At 62.8% G+C, this 15,871-nt stretch carries 13 protein-coding genes; 12 read left to right on the top strand and 1 reads right to left on the bottom strand.

Features of this window, described 5'->3' with window-relative positions; translation table 11 throughout:
• Positions 1 to 171: 171 nt before the first annotated feature.
• The 7 genes from waaF to AC19YX_RS10685 are packed head-to-tail and all read left to right on the top strand — an operon-like array spanning position 172 to position 7,121.
• Positions 172 to 1,206, top strand: a complete 1,035-nt coding sequence (waaF, locus tag AC19YX_RS10715) for a lipopolysaccharide heptosyltransferase II (RefSeq protein WP_500606226.1) — start codon at positions 172 to 174, stop codon at positions 1,204 to 1,206.
• A 1-nt stretch (position 1,207) separates the two neighbouring features.
• Positions 1,208 to 2,269: a lipopolysaccharide heptosyltransferase I gene (waaC, locus tag AC19YX_RS10710; RefSeq protein WP_500606225.1), complete on the top strand. Its 1,062-nt coding sequence runs from the start codon at positions 1,208 to 1,210 to the stop codon at positions 2,267 to 2,269.
• A complete protein-coding gene (locus AC19YX_RS10705; protein ID WP_500606224.1) occupies positions 2,269 to 3,390 on the top strand; it encodes a glycosyltransferase family 4 protein in 1,122 nt (373 codons plus the stop codon). Before waaC ends, AC19YX_RS10705 begins: the two co-directional genes overlap by 1 nt.
• Positions 3,390 to 4,196: a lipopolysaccharide core heptose(I) kinase RfaP gene (gene rfaP / locus AC19YX_RS10700; protein WP_078469512.1), complete on the top strand. Its 807-nt coding sequence runs from the start codon at positions 3,390 to 3,392 to the stop codon at positions 4,194 to 4,196. The genes AC19YX_RS10705 and rfaP overlap by 1 nt, the downstream gene beginning before the upstream one ends.
• Complete coding sequence (locus tag AC19YX_RS10695; RefSeq protein WP_500606223.1) at positions 4,196 to 4,930, top strand: lipopolysaccharide kinase InaA family protein; 735 nt, start codon at positions 4,196 to 4,198, stop codon at positions 4,928 to 4,930. Before rfaP ends, AC19YX_RS10695 begins: the two co-directional genes overlap by 1 nt.
• On the top strand, positions 4,927 to 5,679 hold the full coding sequence (locus AC19YX_RS10690) for a lipopolysaccharide kinase InaA family protein (RefSeq protein ID WP_500606222.1): 753 nt from the start codon (positions 4,927 to 4,929) through the stop codon (positions 5,677 to 5,679). The genes AC19YX_RS10695 and AC19YX_RS10690 overlap by 4 nt, the downstream gene beginning before the upstream one ends.
• Positions 5,679 to 7,121, top strand: coding sequence for a lipopolysaccharide kinase InaA family protein (locus AC19YX_RS10685; RefSeq protein ID WP_500606221.1), 1,443 nt, complete (start codon positions 5,679 to 5,681; stop codon positions 7,119 to 7,121). Before AC19YX_RS10690 ends, AC19YX_RS10685 begins: the two co-directional genes overlap by 1 nt.
• 87 nt (positions 7,122 to 7,208) lie before the next feature.
• Here the strand turns inward: AC19YX_RS10685 and AC19YX_RS10680 are convergent, their stop codons facing one another.
• Positions 7,209 to 9,317, bottom strand: a complete 2,109-nt coding sequence (locus AC19YX_RS10680) for a TonB-dependent receptor family protein (RefSeq protein WP_500606220.1) — start codon at positions 9,315 to 9,317, stop codon at positions 7,209 to 7,211.
• A 373-nt stretch (positions 9,318 to 9,690) separates the two neighbouring features.
• On the opposite strand from AC19YX_RS10680, the gene AC19YX_RS10675 reads away from it, so the two are divergent.
• The 5 genes from AC19YX_RS10675 to AC19YX_RS10655 are packed head-to-tail and all read left to right on the top strand — an operon-like array spanning position 9,691 to position 15,844.
• Positions 9,691 to 11,448 (top strand): carbamoyltransferase family protein, encoded by a 1,758-nt coding sequence (locus AC19YX_RS10675; protein ID WP_020298928.1) that lies wholly within the window; start codon positions 9,691 to 9,693, stop codon positions 11,446 to 11,448.
• Positions 11,432 to 12,562 carry a glycosyltransferase gene (locus AC19YX_RS10670; protein WP_078469518.1) on the top strand — a complete coding sequence of 377 codons (1,131 nt, stop codon included), beginning with the start codon at positions 11,432 to 11,434 and terminating at the stop codon, positions 12,560 to 12,562. The genes AC19YX_RS10675 and AC19YX_RS10670 overlap by 17 nt, the downstream gene beginning before the upstream one ends.
• Positions 12,562 to 13,458: an antimicrobial resistance protein Mig-14 gene (locus tag AC19YX_RS10665; protein ID WP_078469519.1), complete on the top strand. Its 897-nt coding sequence runs from the start codon at positions 12,562 to 12,564 to the stop codon at positions 13,456 to 13,458. Before AC19YX_RS10670 ends, AC19YX_RS10665 begins: the two co-directional genes overlap by 1 nt.
• Before the next feature lie 8 nt (positions 13,459 to 13,466).
• On the top strand, positions 13,467 to 14,891 hold the full coding sequence (locus tag AC19YX_RS10660) for a PIG-L deacetylase family protein (protein ID WP_078469692.1): 1,425 nt from the start codon (positions 13,467 to 13,469) through the stop codon (positions 14,889 to 14,891).
• Positions 14,888 to 15,844 carry a glycosyltransferase family protein gene (locus tag AC19YX_RS10655; RefSeq protein ID WP_500606219.1) on the top strand — a complete coding sequence of 319 codons (957 nt, stop codon included), beginning with the start codon at positions 14,888 to 14,890 and terminating at the stop codon, positions 15,842 to 15,844. Before AC19YX_RS10660 ends, AC19YX_RS10655 begins: the two co-directional genes overlap by 4 nt.
• Positions 15,845 to 15,871: the final 27 nt, after the last annotated feature.

The following is a 15,871-nucleotide window of genomic DNA, read 5'->3' as shown; positions in this document are numbered from 1 at the left end:
GTTTTTGCCCATACCCGCGCAGCCAGGGTTGGCCAGCAACGTGAGGTTGCTACAAACGTACCCGGCGAGCCGTTCGCGGCTGGTCGTAAATCAACTGGCGGTGAAGGCCGCGGGTGCTGGATTCTCGAGGCGGGGAGGCGGAAGCCTCCCCGGTTCGTTTTTGGAAACCACATGAATATTCTGATCGTTGGGCCCAGTTGGGTCGGTGACATGGTGATGGCACAGACGCTGTTTCAGTGCCTGAAGCAGCGCCATCCGCAATGCGAGATCGACGTGCTGGCCCCCGAGTGGAGCCGCCCGATCCTGGAGCGCATGCCCGAAGTGCGCCAGGCCTTGAGCTTCCCGCTCGGCCACGGCGCGCTGGAATTGGCCACCCGTCGGCGCATCGGCAAATCCCTGGCCGGCCAGTACGACCAGGCGATCCTGCTGCCCAATTCCCTGAAGTCGGCCCTGGTGCCGTTTTTCGCCGGCATCCCCCAGCGCACCGGTTGGCGTGGCGAGTTCCGCTATGGCCTGCTCAACGATGTGCGGAAGATGGATAAAGAACGCTACCCGCTGATGATCGAGCGCTTTATGGCCCTGGCCTACGCGCCTGGCGCCGAGCTGCCGACGCCTTACCCGCGCCCGAGCCTGCGCATCGAACCGCAAAGCCGCGATGCCGCCCTGGCCAAGTTCGGCCTGAGCCTCGATCGCCCGGTATTGGCCTTGTGCCCGGGTGCCGAGTTTGGTGAATCCAAGCGCTGGCCGTCCGAGCATTACGCCAAAGTGGCCGAAACCAAGATCCGCGAGGGCTGGCAGGTCTGGCTGTTCGGTTCGAAGAACGACCATGGCGTGGGTGAAGAGATTCGCGCCCGCTTGATTCCGGGCCTGCGTGAAGAGTCATACAACCTCAGCGGCGGCACCTCCCTGGCCGAAGCCATCGATCTGCTGTCCTGCGCCGACTCGGTGGTGTCCAACGACTCCGGCCTGATGCACGTGGCCGCCGCCCTGAATCGCCCGCTGGTGGCGGTGTACGGTTCCACGTCGCCGGGTTTTACACCGCCGCTGGCGGAGAAAGTCGAAATCGTGCGCCTGGGCCTCGAATGCAGCCCCTGCTTTGACCGCACGTGCCGTTTCGGCCATTACAACTGCCTGCGCCAGCTCCTGCCGCAGCCGGTGAACGAAGCCTTGCAGCGCTTGCAGGGCACTGCGGTCGAGGTCCAGTAAGTTGCGGGTACTGTTGATCAAGACTTCCTCCCTGGGTGATGTGATCCACGCGTTGCCGGCGCTGACCGATGCCGCACGGGCGATTCCCGGGATCACGTTCGATTGGGTGGTGGAAGAAGGTTTTGCCGAGATTCCCACCTGGCACCCGGCGGTGGGCAAGGTGATTCCGGTGGCGATCCGCCGCTGGCGCAAGAACATCTGGCAGACCATCAAGAGCGGCGAGTGGAAACGCTTCAAGCAAAGCGTGCGTTCGACCAAATACGACCTGGTGATCGACGCCCAGGGCCTGCTCAAAAGCGCCTGGTTGACCCGTTACGTGCGCGCCCCGGTCGCCGGCCTGGATAAAGACTCGGCGCGTGAGCCGCTGGCGGCGCGCTTTTATTCGCGGCGCCTGGCGGTGGCCCGTGGGCAGCACGCGGTGGAGCGGGTGCGCCAGCTGTTTGCCGTGGCCCTGGGCTACGACCTGCCCCAGGGCCTGGGTGACTACGGCCTGAACCAGGAAAAACTGGTGGAGCTGCCGCGCAAGAATCCGTTCGTGTTGTTTCTGCACGGCACCACCTGGGACACCAAGCACTGGCCCGAAGCCTACTGGCGCGAGCTGTGCGAGCGCATGGGCAACCTTGGGGTCGAGGTCCGCCTGCCGTGGGGCAATGTGGCCGAGAAGGAGCGTGCGGAGCGCATTGCCAGCGGCCTGAAAAATGTCACGGTGCTGCCGAAGCTGAACCTGGCCGGAGTGGCCAAGGTGCTGGTCCAGGCCCAGGCCTGCGTGGCGGTGGATACCGGTCTTGGCCACCTGGCCGCGGCGCTGGATGTGCCGACCATCTCCCTGTTCGGCCCGACCAATCCGGGCCTGACCGGGGCCTATGGCAAGGTGCAGGTCCACATGGGCAGCGACTTTCCTTGCGCACCCTGCCTGCAGAAAAAATGCACCTACCAGCCGACGCCCCAAGACCAGCGCCGGTTTGACCTGAAACGCGAGTGGCCGCTGTGCTTCACTCGCCTGAATCCTGAGCGTGTCGCCAGCCGGCTGAGCAGGTTGTTACTGGCTGAGGAGCTGCGCTGATGCAACTGGCTTTTGTCCTTTACAAATACTTCCCCTTTGGCGGCCTGCAACGCGACTTCATGCGCATTGCCCTTGAGTGCCAGAGCCGTGGGCATCAGATCCGCGTCTACACGCTGATCTGGGAAGGTGATATTCCACCGGGTTTCGAAGTGCTGGTAGCGCCGGTCAAGGCCATCTTCAACCATCGGCGCAACGAGAAACTCAGCGCCTGGATGGAAGCCGACCTGGCCCAGCGCCCGGTGGATCGCCTGATCGGTTTCAACAAAATGCCGGGGCTGGACGTGTACTACGCCGCCGACGGCTGTTTTGAAGACAAGGCGCAGAACCTGCGCAACTCGTTCTATCGTCGCTGGGGCCGCTACCGGCATTTCGCCGAGTACGAGCGCGCGGTCTTCGCCAAGGATGCCAAGACTGAAATCCTGATGATTTCCGAAGTCCAGCAGCCGCTGTTCATCAAGCATTACGACACCCCGCTGGCGCGTTTCCACCTGCTGCCGCCGGGCATTGCCCAGGACCGCCGGGCGCCGCCCAATGCGCCTGAAATCCGCACCGAGTTCCGCCGCGAGTTCGGCCTGGCCGACGATGACTTGCTGTTGGTGCAGATCGGCTCCGGGTTCAAGACCAAGGGCGTCGATCGCAGCCTCAAGGCCCTGGCCGCGCTGCCCCCGGCCCTGAAGAAACGCACCCGGATGTTTGTAATTGGCCAGGACGACCCCAAGGTATTCCAATTGCAGAGTGCTGCATTGGGCTTGGGCGAGCATGTGCAGTTCCTCAAGGGGCGCAGCGATATTCCGCGCTTCCTGTTGGGCGCCGACCTGTTGATCCACCCGGCGTACAACGAAAACACCGGCACTGTATTGCTCGAGGCCCTGGTGGCCGGGCTGCCGGTGCTGGTCAGCGCCGTCTGCGGTTATGCCCATTACATCGCCGAGGCCGACAGCGGCCTGGTGCTGGATGAGCCGCTGGAGCAGGCGCAACTCAATCAATACCTGAACACCATGTTGACCGACGACGCTGCACGAGCGACCTGGAGCCGTAACGGCCTGGCGTTCGCCGAGACGGCCGACCTCTATAGCATGCCGCAGCACGCTGCGGATGTGATTCTGGCGGAGCAACACTGATGAAGTTGATTCTTGCCGAACCGTTCAAGAGCCTTTGGGCCGGGCGCGATGCGTTCGCCGAAGTCGAGCGTCTGGACGGCCAGGTTTATCGTGAACTGGAAGCCCGGCGCACCTTGCGCACGGAAGTCGCCGGTCACGGTTTCTTTGTAAAAATCCATCGCGGCATCGGCTGGGGCGAGATCTTCAAGAACCTGCTCACCGCCAAGCTGCCGGTGCTCGGCGCCGGCCAGGAATGGCAGGCCATCCAGCGTCTGCAGCAGGCTGGAGTGCCGACCATGACCGCCGTCGCCTATGGCGAGCGCGGCAGCAACCCGGCGGATCAGCATTCGTTCATCGTCACCGAGGAGCTGGCGCCCACCGTCAGCCTCGAAGACTTCAGCCTCGACTGGGTCAAGCAGCCGCCCGAGCCCCGGCTCAAGCGCGCGCTGATCGCCGAAGTGGCGCGCATGACCGGGATGATGCACCGCGCCGGGGTCAACCACCGCGACTGCTACATCTGCCACTTCCTGCTGCACACCGACAAACCGGTGACCGCCGATGACTTCAAGCTCTCGGTGATCGACCTGCACCGGGCCCAGACCCGCGACGCCATTACCCGGCGCTGGCGCGACAAGGACCTGGCCGCGCTGTACTTTTCGGCGTTGGACATCGGCCTGACCCGGCGCGACAAGCTGCGTTTTCTCAAGGGCTATTTCCAGCAGCCGCTGCGCCAGATCCTGGCCGAAGAAGCGGCGCTGCTGGCCTGGCTCGAAGGCAAGGCCAACAAGCTCTACGCACGTAAGCAGCGGTACGGAGATGCGCTCTGATGGCGGGTTGGAATCTGGAACCTGGCTACGAGGATCTGGCGCAGAGTTTTGGCAGTCTTGAGGCGGTGTTCGCCCTGCAGGGCGAGCGCCTGACCCGGGACCCGCTGTCCGAGGTCATCCGTGTCGAGCTCAAGGGCGTCAACTATTACGTCAAACGCTACAGCGGCGCCGGCAAGAACCTGCGGCGCTACCTGGGCAAGCCACGGGTCAAGTCCGAATGGCAGAACCTCAAGCGCTTTGCCAAGTGGGGCATCCCCACTGCCGAAGTTGTGGCCTGGGGCCTGGAGCGTCGTGGCCTGGCCTACGACCGCGGGGCGATGATCACCCGCGAGTTGCCGCAGACCGAAGACCTGTCGGCCCTGGCCGAGCGCAAGGACCCGCGCCTGGCGGATCGGGCCTGGGTCGATGGCATCAGCCGGCAGTTGGCGGGCTACACCCGGACCATGCACGATCAGCGCTTCACCCATAACGACCTGAAGTGGCGCAACCTGCTGGTGGATGATCAGGCCACGCTGTACCTGATCGACTGCCCGAACGGCGACTTCTGGCGCGGTTTCTGGCTCAAATATCGAATTACCAAGGACCTGGCGTGTCTGGATAAGGTGGCCAAGTATCACCTGTCGGCCACCCAGCGCCTGCGCTTCTACTTGCAGTACCGCGAAAGCAGTCGACTGAGTGAGGCGGACAAGCAACGGATTCGCCACGTGGTGAGATTCTTCGAGGGACGCGAATGACTGACTTCCTGGCGGCTGAAGACCGTGCCCTGCTGGAGCGCCACGGCTTGGGCGATTTTGATGCGCTGTGGGCCAAGCAGCTGGAGGCGGTGGATGAGCCCAACACCAATCGAGGTGGCTGGAGCAGCGTCTATCGGCTGGATCTGGAAGGTCGGGGCTTTTACCTCAAGCGCCAGAGCAATTACCTGACCCGGACCCTGCATCGCCCTTTTGGCGAGCCGAGCTTTGCCCGCGAGTTCCGCAATATCAGTCGCTACCGGCAACTGGGTATCCCGGCCCTGCAGGCGACGTTCTTCGGTGAGCGCAAGGTGGCCGGCGAGACCCGGGCCATCCTGCTGACCCGGGCGCTGGACGGCTGGAATGACCTGGACTCGCTGTTGCAGCAGTGGGAGCAGCTCAGCGTCGCGCAGCATCAGGCGATCCTGCGGGCGTGCGGCCTGCTGGCGCGGCAACTGCACGGCCTGCGCCAGGTGCATGGCTGTTTCTACCCCAAGCATATTTTCCTGCACGCCACCGGCGACGGTTACCAGGCGCAATTGATCGACCTGGAAAAGACCCGGCCGTTGCTGTTTGGGCAGCGCGATCGGGTCAAGGACCTTGAACCCCTGTTGCGCCGGGCGTCTGTCTGGAGCGTGGATGAGGTGCGTAGCTTGCTCGCAGCGTACCTGGACCAGGCGGTGGACAGTTCGCTGGTGCAAACCTGGGTTCAGCGCCTGACCGCGCGCAGCAGTCACAAGAGGGCGCGCTGATGCGGTTGTCTGAATTGAAAAACGCCGGGCGCACCCCGCGCTTGCCCCTGAGCCTGGAACTGGCGGACGCCGCCGGCCCGGCCCAGTTGCAATTGCTCAGCCTGCTGCGGGTGCTGCCCGGGCAGCGTTATGTCGGCGCCGGCGTCTGGCGCGGGCGCACGGTGCTGGCCAAGCTGCTGGTGGGCAATAAGGCGGCCCGGCACTTTCAGCGCGAGCTGCAAGGGGTGCGCCTGCTGGCCGAGCAGGGCCTGACCACGCCGCTGTTGCTCGCCGATGGCTTGCAAGAGGGCGAGGGCGGCTGGTTGTTGTTCGAGTTTCTCGAAGGCGCCCACAGCCTGGGCGATGCCTGGGAGCAGGTCGCGGCGTTGCCGGTGCTGGCGGATCCGCAGTTGGATGTACTGGGGCAGGCGTTGGCTGCGATTGCCGAACTGCATGCCAAGGGCCTGTGGCAGGAAGACCTGCACTTGGACAACCTGCTGCGCCATGACGACAAGCTGTATTTGATCGACGGCGCGGGTATCTGCGTGGAGCACGCCGGGCAGCCGTTGTCTCGGCAAAAGGTCCTGGAAAACCTTGGAGTGTTCTTCGCCCAGTTGCCCAAGAGCCTGGAGCCCTTCACCGAAGAGTTGCTGGTGCATTACCTGCTGGCCAATCCCGAGCACGCCTTGCCCCTGGAGATGTTGCAGAAGCAGGTGAGCAAGGTGCGCAGCTGGCGCCTGAAGGATTTCCTGAACAAGGTCGGGCGCGAGTGCAGCCTGTTCAGCGTGCAGCGCGGGCCCTTTGCCTTGCGCGCGATCCGCCGCGAAGAAGAGGCCGCGATGCTGCCGGTGCTGGAGCAGGCCGATCAACTGCTCGACCAGGGGCACCTGTACAAGACCGGAGGCGCCGCCAGTGTCGGTCGGGTCGACGTTGCGGGTCGCAGCCTGGTGGTCAAGCGCTACAACATCAAAGGGCTGGCCCACTGGTTCAAGCGCTTCTGGCGCCCGAGCCGGGCCTGGCATTCCTGGCGCGAGGGCAATCGCCTGGCGTTCCTGGGGATCGCCACACCCAAGCCGCTGGCGGTGTTGGAGAAACGCTTCCTGTGGTTGCGCAGCCGCGCCTACCTGATCACCGAGTATTTGCCGGGGCCGGACATCATCGAGCGTTTTGCGCCTTTCGTCGAAAGCGGCGCGGCGCCGGAATCCGAGCTGGTGGCGCTGGAGGCGTTGTTCGCCGAGTTGCTCAAGGAGCGCATCAGCCATGGCGACTTCAAGGGGCACAACCTGTTCTGGCAGGAGGATCGCTGGGCCCTGATCGACCTCGATTCCATGTGCCAGCACTCAAGCCTGAGCAGCTTCGCCCCGGCCTACGCCCGCGACCGGGCGCGCTTCATGCGCAACTGGCCGGAAACCAGCGCCCTGTACCAACTCATCGATCAACGCCTACCCAAAACCGCCCTGTAGCCGCTGCCGAGGTACGAGGCTGCGCTGTCCCTCGCGGGCGCCGGCGTCGTATCTGACCCATCACGGCCAGCCTGCGTACCCATCAGATCAAAACCGATACTCGGCGCCTGCTCCGGCATACCACGAGCGCCCCGGTGCGGCTTCGTAATAGCGTCCGTTGCCGTCGCCAACGATCACCGAACCGACGTACTGCCGATCCAGCAGGTTGTCCAGGCGCAGGGTCTGGTGGAAGGTCCAGTGCTCGACCTTCTGCTCGAAGCGCGTGCGCCAATTGAACACGCTGTAGCCCGGCGCGGCCTTGTCCTGGTTGCTGTCTTCGACGTAGACCTTGCTGCGGTACAGGCCTTCAAGGGCGGTGCTGACCCAGTCCCGCGGCTTCCAGTTCAGCTCGGCGAACAGCGTGGTCTGCGGTACGCCGGGCAGGTAGTTGCCCTTGTCGATGTGTTTTTGCGTGGCGCCGCTGCCGCTGGTGAAGTCGCTGTCGTAGGTGGCTTGCAGGCGGGTGTAGGCGAGGTTGGTGCTCCATTGTTCGCTGAGCTGGCTCTCGATACCCAGCTCGAATCCGCGGCGCAGGGTGCGGCCGGCGTTTTGGTAGCTGGTACGGCCTTGATTGGATTCCGCCACCACCAACTCGTCTTCGGTGGTGATCTGGAACACTGCGGCATTCACTCGCGTGTCGCTGTTAAGCCGAGCCTTCAGGCCGACTTCGTACTGCTTGCTCTCGGAAGGCTTGAGACCGAAGTTGAAGCCCTCGCTGCCTCCCGGGGCATAGGCCAGTTCGGCCTGGGTCGGGGTTTCGAAACCTTTGCCGGCGCTGACATAACCATGCAGGTCATCGGTGAAGGCATACATCGCACTCAGCGACGGGGTGGTCTTCTGGTAGCGCTTTGTACCGCTGGCGTCGCCATTGCTCAGGAAGTGATCGTCGACATCCAACTCCATGGTGCTGTGGCGCACGCCGGCTTGCAGGGTCCAGCGACCGATGGCCCAGTTGGCCTGCAAGTAAGGGTCGAGGCTGCGGGCTGTGTCGACTTCATCGCGGCGCAACTCGCCTTTGACGCCCAACTGGTTGCCGCTGTAGTTCCGGTAGCCGTTGCGGTCATCCTGGCTCTGGTCATAGTCCAGGCCGCCGATCAGGGTCAGCTCGCCGGGCACCCCATCCACCGGTTGCAGCCAGCGCACGCCGGCGCCATAGAACTTGCGGTCGAACTGCACCACGCCGCCGCCGCGTTCGTTGGCTGGCGTTCCCTTGGGAATCGACAGGTACTGAATCACACTCCGCCGTCCCGTATAAGCATTGACCTGCAAGGTCGCATCGCCGAAATAGCGCTCGTAATTCATCCCCAATTGCTGATGATCGATGCTTTTACGCGTGTTGTAGCTCAAGGCGTTGGCAGTCACCGAACGTGGATCGGCCTTATAGGCCGCCCAGGTCTGCCCCAACGGGTCCTGGGTGCCGTTCTGCTCCAGGCTGCTGAAAATCAGCGCCATCTTGCTGTCGTCGTCGGGCTTGAAGTTGACCTTGGCGAAGGTCTGGTCGCGCCGCGCGGCGCTGTGGTCGCGGTAACCATCGGTGTCCATGCGCGAGGCGTCTAGCACAAAGCCTGCGCCGTCGACCGCACCTTCGGCGCTCAGGTGATTCTTGCTCAGGCCGTCGCTGCCGATCAGGGTTTCGGCGCCGATCCGTGGTGGACCTTCGCCATCACGGGAGAACATCTGGATCACCCCGCCGGCATTGCTGCCATACAGGGTCGCCGCCGGGCCGCGCAGCACTTCGATGCGCTCGGCGGTGTCGAGGTTGAAGGTTGCCGCCTGGCCCTGGCCGTCCGGAGTGCTGGCCGGAATGCCGTCGGCCAGCAGCTTGATGCCGCGCACGCCGAAGGCCGAGCGCGCACCGAAGCCGCGGGAGGAAATCTGCAGGTCCTGGGCATAGTTCTGGCGGTTCTGCACCACCAGCCCCGGCACCCGTGACAGGGCTTCGGAGGCGTTGATGCCGAGCTGGCCGTTACTGATCTGTTGCTGGCTGACGCTGTCCACCGAGTAGGGCAGGTCGAAGCTCTGGGTGGCGCTGCGTGAGCCCGTGACGACGCTGGGGTCGAGTTCCAGGGGCGCTGGTGCGGCGAGGCTGGCACCACTGAGGCCAAGGAGCAGGCCCGGCAACAGCGGGACGAGGCGGGCAGGAGCGGCTTTTTTCATGGGGTGAGTCGAATTCCGGAAAGCGGGTCGCCCTGTCGGGGCGAGCAAAGGGGCGCGAGTTTACCCAGTGTGGAGCGCCTGGCAGGCGTCTGCGACATTCAGTCGCAAGCGGCGGGCCGGGTTGGCGATGGTAGCGCTGTTTCAGATAGACGTCCGGCTCGCGCCATAAAAAAGGCCGTCATGGCCTTCGCAGGCTGTCGCAGGGCCTGAATATCGGCAAAAGTCGCCTCAATCGCCGGCCGTTTGCCGCTAGAGGCTTGCCGCCGCTTTTACGTTATAATCCCGCCCTTTAGTTGTTTCTCGCCCTTTTGCGAGCACACATTTTCTCAAGGCGCATCGCGCCTGCACGCAGACTAAACGAGGCTAGACCCCTGTGGCATTGACGATTCTTGGCCTGTCCGGCGCCCTTAGCCATGATCCTTCAGCAGCCCTGTACATCGACGGCAAACTGATTGCGGCCGCTGAAGAAGAGCGCTTCGTGCGCGACAAACATGCAAAGAACCGCATGCCCTACGAATCGGCGAAGTTCTGCCTGGAACAGGCCGGGATCAAGCCTTCCGACGTTGACGTGGTGGCGATTCCGTTCGCCCCCATCAGCTTGTTCGGCGAGGCCCGCTGGCACTACGCCAAGCGTTACTGGTACGCCCCGGACCGCGCCCTCGACGCGATCCTGATGGGCAACCGCCGCTACAAACGCTATCGCAACAAGATCGTCTGGTGCCTCGAGCAACTGGGTTTCGATCCGAAGAAAATCAAGATCGAGCCGGTCGAGCATCACCTGGCCCACGCCTCCAGCGCCTACCACTGCTCGGGCTTCCAGGAGAAAACCGCGATCCTCGGGATCGACGGCAAGGGTGAGTACGCCACCACCTTCTTCGGCTACGGCGAAAACGGCAAGATCCACAAGATCAAGGAATTCTACGACCCGGACTCCCTGGGTGGCCTGTACGGCGCGATCACCGAGTTCCTCGGTTTCGAGATGCTCGACGGCGAGTTCAAGGTCATGGGCATGGCGCCTTACGGCGATGCCAGCAAGTACGATTTCTCGCGTCTGGCCAGCTTTGAAAACGGCCAGTTGGTGATCAACACCGACTACGCCAACGTCATTGGCCTGCGTCGCTATAAAGAGAAGGGCAAGGGCTTCTACTTCTCGCCAAAACTCATCGAGTGGCTGGGTCCCAAGCGCGAAGGCGACATCGCCGACGAACCGTACATCCACTACGCGGCCAGCATGCAAGCGCTGTTCGAGAAACTCTCGCTGCAGATGATCGACTACTACCTGGGCGATGTGCTCAAGGAAACCGGCAAGCTGGCCTTCGCTGGCGGCTGTGCGTTGAACGTCAAGCTGAACCAGAAAATCATCGCTCGCGACGACGTCAAGGAACTGTTCGTGCAGCCGGCCTCCGGCGACGCCGGGACCGCAGTCGGCGCGGCGGCCTACGTTTCCCACGCCCGTGGCGTACCGGTGGAGAAGATGGAACACGTCTATCTCGGCCCGTCCTACAGCAACGAAGACGTGATCGCCGCTTGCGCCCGTCATCCGAGCAAGCCGGTGTGGCGCAAGCTCGAAGACATGCCGGAAAAAATCGCCAAGATCATGGTCGACGGCAACCCGGTGGCCTGGTTCCAGGGCCGCATGGAGTTCGGCCCGCGCGCCTTGGGCGGTCGCTCGATCATTGGTTGCCCAAGCGCCACCGGCGTGGCCGACCGCATCAACCACCAGATCAAGTTCCGCGAGCGCTGGAGGCCTTTCTGCCCGTCGATGCTCGACACCGTGGCTCCACAGATGATCAAGGTCGATCACCCGGCGCCGTTCATGACCTTCACCTTCGAAGTGGCTGAAGAGTGGAAAACCCGCGTGCCGGAAGTCGTCCATGAAGACGGCACCTCCCGCGCCCAGGTGCTCAAGCGCGAATACAACCCGCGCTACTACGACATGATGAAGGCCCTGGAAGTCCTGACCGGCAACGGCGTTTCCCTGAATACCTCGCTCAACCGTCGTGGCGAACCGATGATCTGCTCGCCGACCGACGCGCTGAACATGTTCTTCGGCTCCGACCTGCAGTACCTGATCATGGAAGATATTTTGGTGGTCAAAGACGGCGCGGATGCTTATGACTCGCTCGGCTGAGCGCCATGTGCTGCAGTTCTGTCACGGATATGACGGGCCTTTTCTGGACTGCGCCCGGCAGTACGCCAGCCTGTTCGTGGGGCGCGGCTATCGGGTGACCACGGTCTTTTTGACCGGTGCCGCGGATGCGGAAGTCGCTGCTGGCTGTGCTTCCGATGAAGTGCTGTTCATGGAGCGCAGCTCCAAGAGTATCCGTGGCCTGAAACTGGGGGCGATCGCCGATTTGCGCAAAATCGTCGCCTCGCGCAATTTCAGTTTCTGTATCGCCCATCGTTTCAAGCCGATCTACATCGCGCTGCTGGGCAGCCGCTTGCCGGTGATTGGCGTGCACCACGCGTTTGGCGACTATCAGCGCTGCAGCCGCAAGCTGTTCGCGCGGATCTTTCGCCAGCGCTTGAGCCTGCTCGGTGTGTCCGATGCCGTGCGCGATGACATTCGTCGCTGCTTGCCGAATTGGTCGCCCTCACGTATTCAGACCCTCTACAACCGCATTGATATAGACGCCTTGCAGGCGTCTCAGTTGGACGCGGTCGAAGCCCGCCAAGAGCTGGGGCTGTCCGCCAATGCCTGGATTGTCGGCAATGTGGGTCGCCTGCACCCGGATAAAGACCAGGCGACGTTGTTGCGTGGTTTCGCGCTGGCCTTGCCGGGGCTGCCCGAGAACAGCCAGCTGGCAATCATGGGCAGCGGTCGGCTGGAATCGGACCTCAAGGCCCTGGCTCTTGAGCTGGGGATTGGCGAGCGGGTGCTGTTTCTCGGACAGGTGGCGCAAGGCCGTCGCTACTTCCGGGCGTTCGATGTGTTTGCCCTGAGTTCCGATCATGAGCCCTTCGGCATGGTGCTGCTCGAAGCCATGGCGGCCGGCGTACCGCTGTTGGCTACGGCTTGCGGTGGCGCCAGCGAAGTGGTCGAGGGCGTGGGTATTCTGTTTCCACTGGGCGATGCCGAGCACATGGCCCAGGGCCTGAAGCATCTGGCCGCGATGGAACCCAAGCAGCGCCTGCAATGTGCCGAGCTGATGCTTGATCGCTTGCGTGAGCGTTTTTCGGATCAGGCCGTGCGCGATGCATTCTGGCGTTTGCCATCCGTCACCGACCTGACCGCGAGGGGCTGATGCTTAACCGATTTCAAGGCTGGCGCGAGCGCGGTTGGTCAGTCATCGACGCGCCTGCCTATGCTACGGCCTGGCAGCGTTTTGGGGGCAGCGTCGCGACCCATCCTCTGGTGGTTGAGCGTCTTGCGGACCTGGCGAAAATTCCGGTGCGCTACCTTGCCTGGGAGCAGGACGGCGAGCTGACAGCCGCTATCCCGACCTGGGGGCGCGACTTGGCGCTGTCCAAGGATGTGCTCAAGCGGGCCGGCAAAAAAGGCTTGTTCGACCTCGGCAATGCCGAACTGATTCTGCCTGCCGCGCCTGAGGCCGGGGCGGTCTTGCGTCATCGTGGGCGTTACTTGTCGGCACTCAACGAAGGCCGATTCACGGCACTCAAGCCCCAGGCCGAGCAATTGGCCATGGCGCGCACGCCGGAAGAGCTGTCGAAGAAATTTCGCTACAACCAGCGCCGTGAGCTGCGGCTGCTGGAAGAGGCGGGTGGCGTGGTGCGCCCGGTCGGAGAGTTTTCCAGTGCCGAACTGGCCGCCATCTACTGCGATCTGTTCAAGCGGCGCTGGGGCTTTGTTGCCACCGGCGCAGAGCACATGGCGCAGGTCATCGAGTTGCTGGGCGAGCTATTGATGGGGTCGGTGATTTTTCTCAACGATGCGCCGATTGCCATCCAGCTGGTCTATCGGGTGGAAGCGCCGGAGTGGATCAGTGTCGAGTACGTCAATGGTGGCGTCGATCCGCAAACCCGCGAGTTCAGTCCGGGCAGCGTGCTGAGTTTCCTCAATACGCAAAGTGCCTGGGAGCACGCGCGTGCGCTCGGCAAGCCGCTGCGTTTTTCCTTCGGGCGCGCCGACCGTGAATACAAGGACCGTTGGTGCAATCCTGTACCGGTCTTCCAGGTATGAGCCAGCCCATGAGTCGCAAACAGCAACTGCTCAAACGCCATCGGCGCAACAAGCGTATCGGTCTGATGATCGGCCTGTTGGTGTTGCTGGCTGTTGGCGTGCTTGTGGTCTGGTGGCTGCCGTTGCTGCTGGCTGTCCTGGCCTGGGTGGCCCATGAGGCGTGGTTTGCCGATCACTTGTTCTATTCCCCCAGCGATGATTACGACTATCAGCTCGCCGCCGATGAGCAACTGGCGCTGACGCTGGTGGCAGGCCGCTTGAGCCTGCCCGGGACCTTGTCGCTGGGGGCTGGCGATACCTTGATGTTGAAGGTGCGCATCCGCGCATCCTGGTGCGGGCGGTTTCTCGATCCCGGAGTAAAGATTCTGGGCGGAACGGCCGATCAGCAGGATTTCGAGCGTGGCACCCGCGGTATTCGCTACCTCAATCTGACAGGTCAACATGAGGCACTGCTTGGCGGTCGGCTCCAGCTCCAGGGGCGTTTCTGTAAAGTTGCCGAGGCAGTAGAGCTGTCAGTCGTGCGTCACCCGGATTACCGAGCGCAGCGCTTACTGGTGATAGCGCCCCATGCCGATGACGCCGAGCTTGCGGCTTTTGGCCTGTACAGCAGCGCCGAGGAAAGCTGGGTGGTCACCCTCACGGCGGGTGAAATTGAGGCTGAGCATTATCAGGCAATGGGCCTGGATCGAGTCGCCGCCGCGCGATTGAAAGGCTCGTTGCGGGCGTGGGACAGCATCAGCGTGCCGTTGTGGGCGGGCGTGCCCCAGGAGCGTTGTGTGCAACTGGGCTATTTCTGCCTGCAGTTGCCGCAGATGCAGGCAGCGCCGAGCGTTGCCGTGCCTTCGCGAGAGGCAGACTTGAGCGATACCCGGTACTTCCGGCGTTTTAATGCCTTTGCCCTGGGCAGTGACGCTGATGGCATAGCGTCATGGGACAACCTGGTGGCTGATCTGGTCGAGCTGATCGAGCGCATCGAGCCGCAGGTGGTCGTCTTGCCGCACCCGCGCTTCGATCCTCATCCCGATCACATCTGTGCCCAACAGGCGCTGATGCAGGCCCTTACCCGCAGTTCCTGGCAGCCGCAATCACTGTTGCACTATGCCAACCACCTGCATGATAACGACCGCTGGCCTATGGGCGCCGCTGGCAGTGGCGTAGCCTTGCCGCCACAACTCGCCAGCCAGGGGCCGTTGCGGCCTTGGGCGCTGCCCGTTTCAGACCAGCAACAGTGGCACAAGGCTATGTCCTTGGGCATGATGCACGACTTGCAGCCCGCGCCCCCTTTCAAGCGCACGTTGCGGCGCATTATCCAGCGCTACCTCGCCGCGCGCCGGTGGCCTGCTTTCGGTGATAACGAGTTCTTTCGCAAGGCGGTTCGGCAGCACGAATTGTTCTGGGTCGACGAGAACCTCAGTAAGAGAGACAACCCTTGAAAGTCCTGTTTCTGGTGCAGAAAGAACAGCGTGCCATTCTCGACCGGTTCTACGACGGGATCGCTGAGCGTTGCGAGTGCGATATGCGCGAGCTGACCAGCGCTGAACAAGACAATCTGCGCAAGTATTTCCGCGAGCATGTGGATGTCTCGCGTTACGACCGCATCGTTTTTTTCCTGCGCTTCAAGAAAGAGATCAGACAGGTCAGGTTCATACAGACCCTGCCCAACCTGGTTATTCTCGAGCATGACGCCTATCAGAACTATATCCCCTGCAAGTACACCGGAAAATTCAGCGCCCATTACCGCAAGCTGCCTTGGGCCAGGGTCATCAGTTCCGGGTTCATGGTCAGCGAACGCTTGCGCCAGGAGGGCTTCGACGCGCACTTCGTGCCCAAGGGCTACGATCAGGCGCTGTTGCAGAATCGCGGGCGGGAGCGGGATATCGAACTCGGGTTTGTCGGCAGCCTCAACAGCGTGGCCTATGCCGGGCGAAAAGCCATGCTGGAGTCGGTGGCCGAGGTGGAGAACCTGCTGATCACCCGGACCAAGTCGGGTGAGGAATACTGCGAGACCTTGAGTCGTATTCGCTATTTCGTCAGTGCCGATGTCGACATGGGCGAGTACATGATCAAGAACTTCGAGGCGATGGCCTGTGGTTGTGTACTCCTGGCCTATGACCAGGGCGAAGAAGAAAACCGTGCGCTGGGTTTTGTCGATATGCAGAACATCGTGTTGTACCGCACTCGGGAAGAGCTCAGGAGCAGGCTGCAAACGCTGCGCGCCTCTGCCGCCTTGAGTCTGGCAATCGCCCAGGCCGGCCAGACTCTGGTCGAACAACGTTACAGTTTCAGGGCTCTCGGGCACGCCGTAGTCGAGGCCATGAGCGCCCCGCTGCGTGAGCGCGCACCGCTGAGCTGGAAAGAAAAACTACGTCTGTCGTTAGGTTTCTAAGAACTGGCGGCTACTCCACCCTTAATA

The organism is Pseudomonas sp. MF09150 (assembly GCF_059862355.1).
The sequence above is the reverse complement of the archived record's forward strand: the minus strand, read 5'-3'. Positions and strand labels throughout refer to the sequence as shown.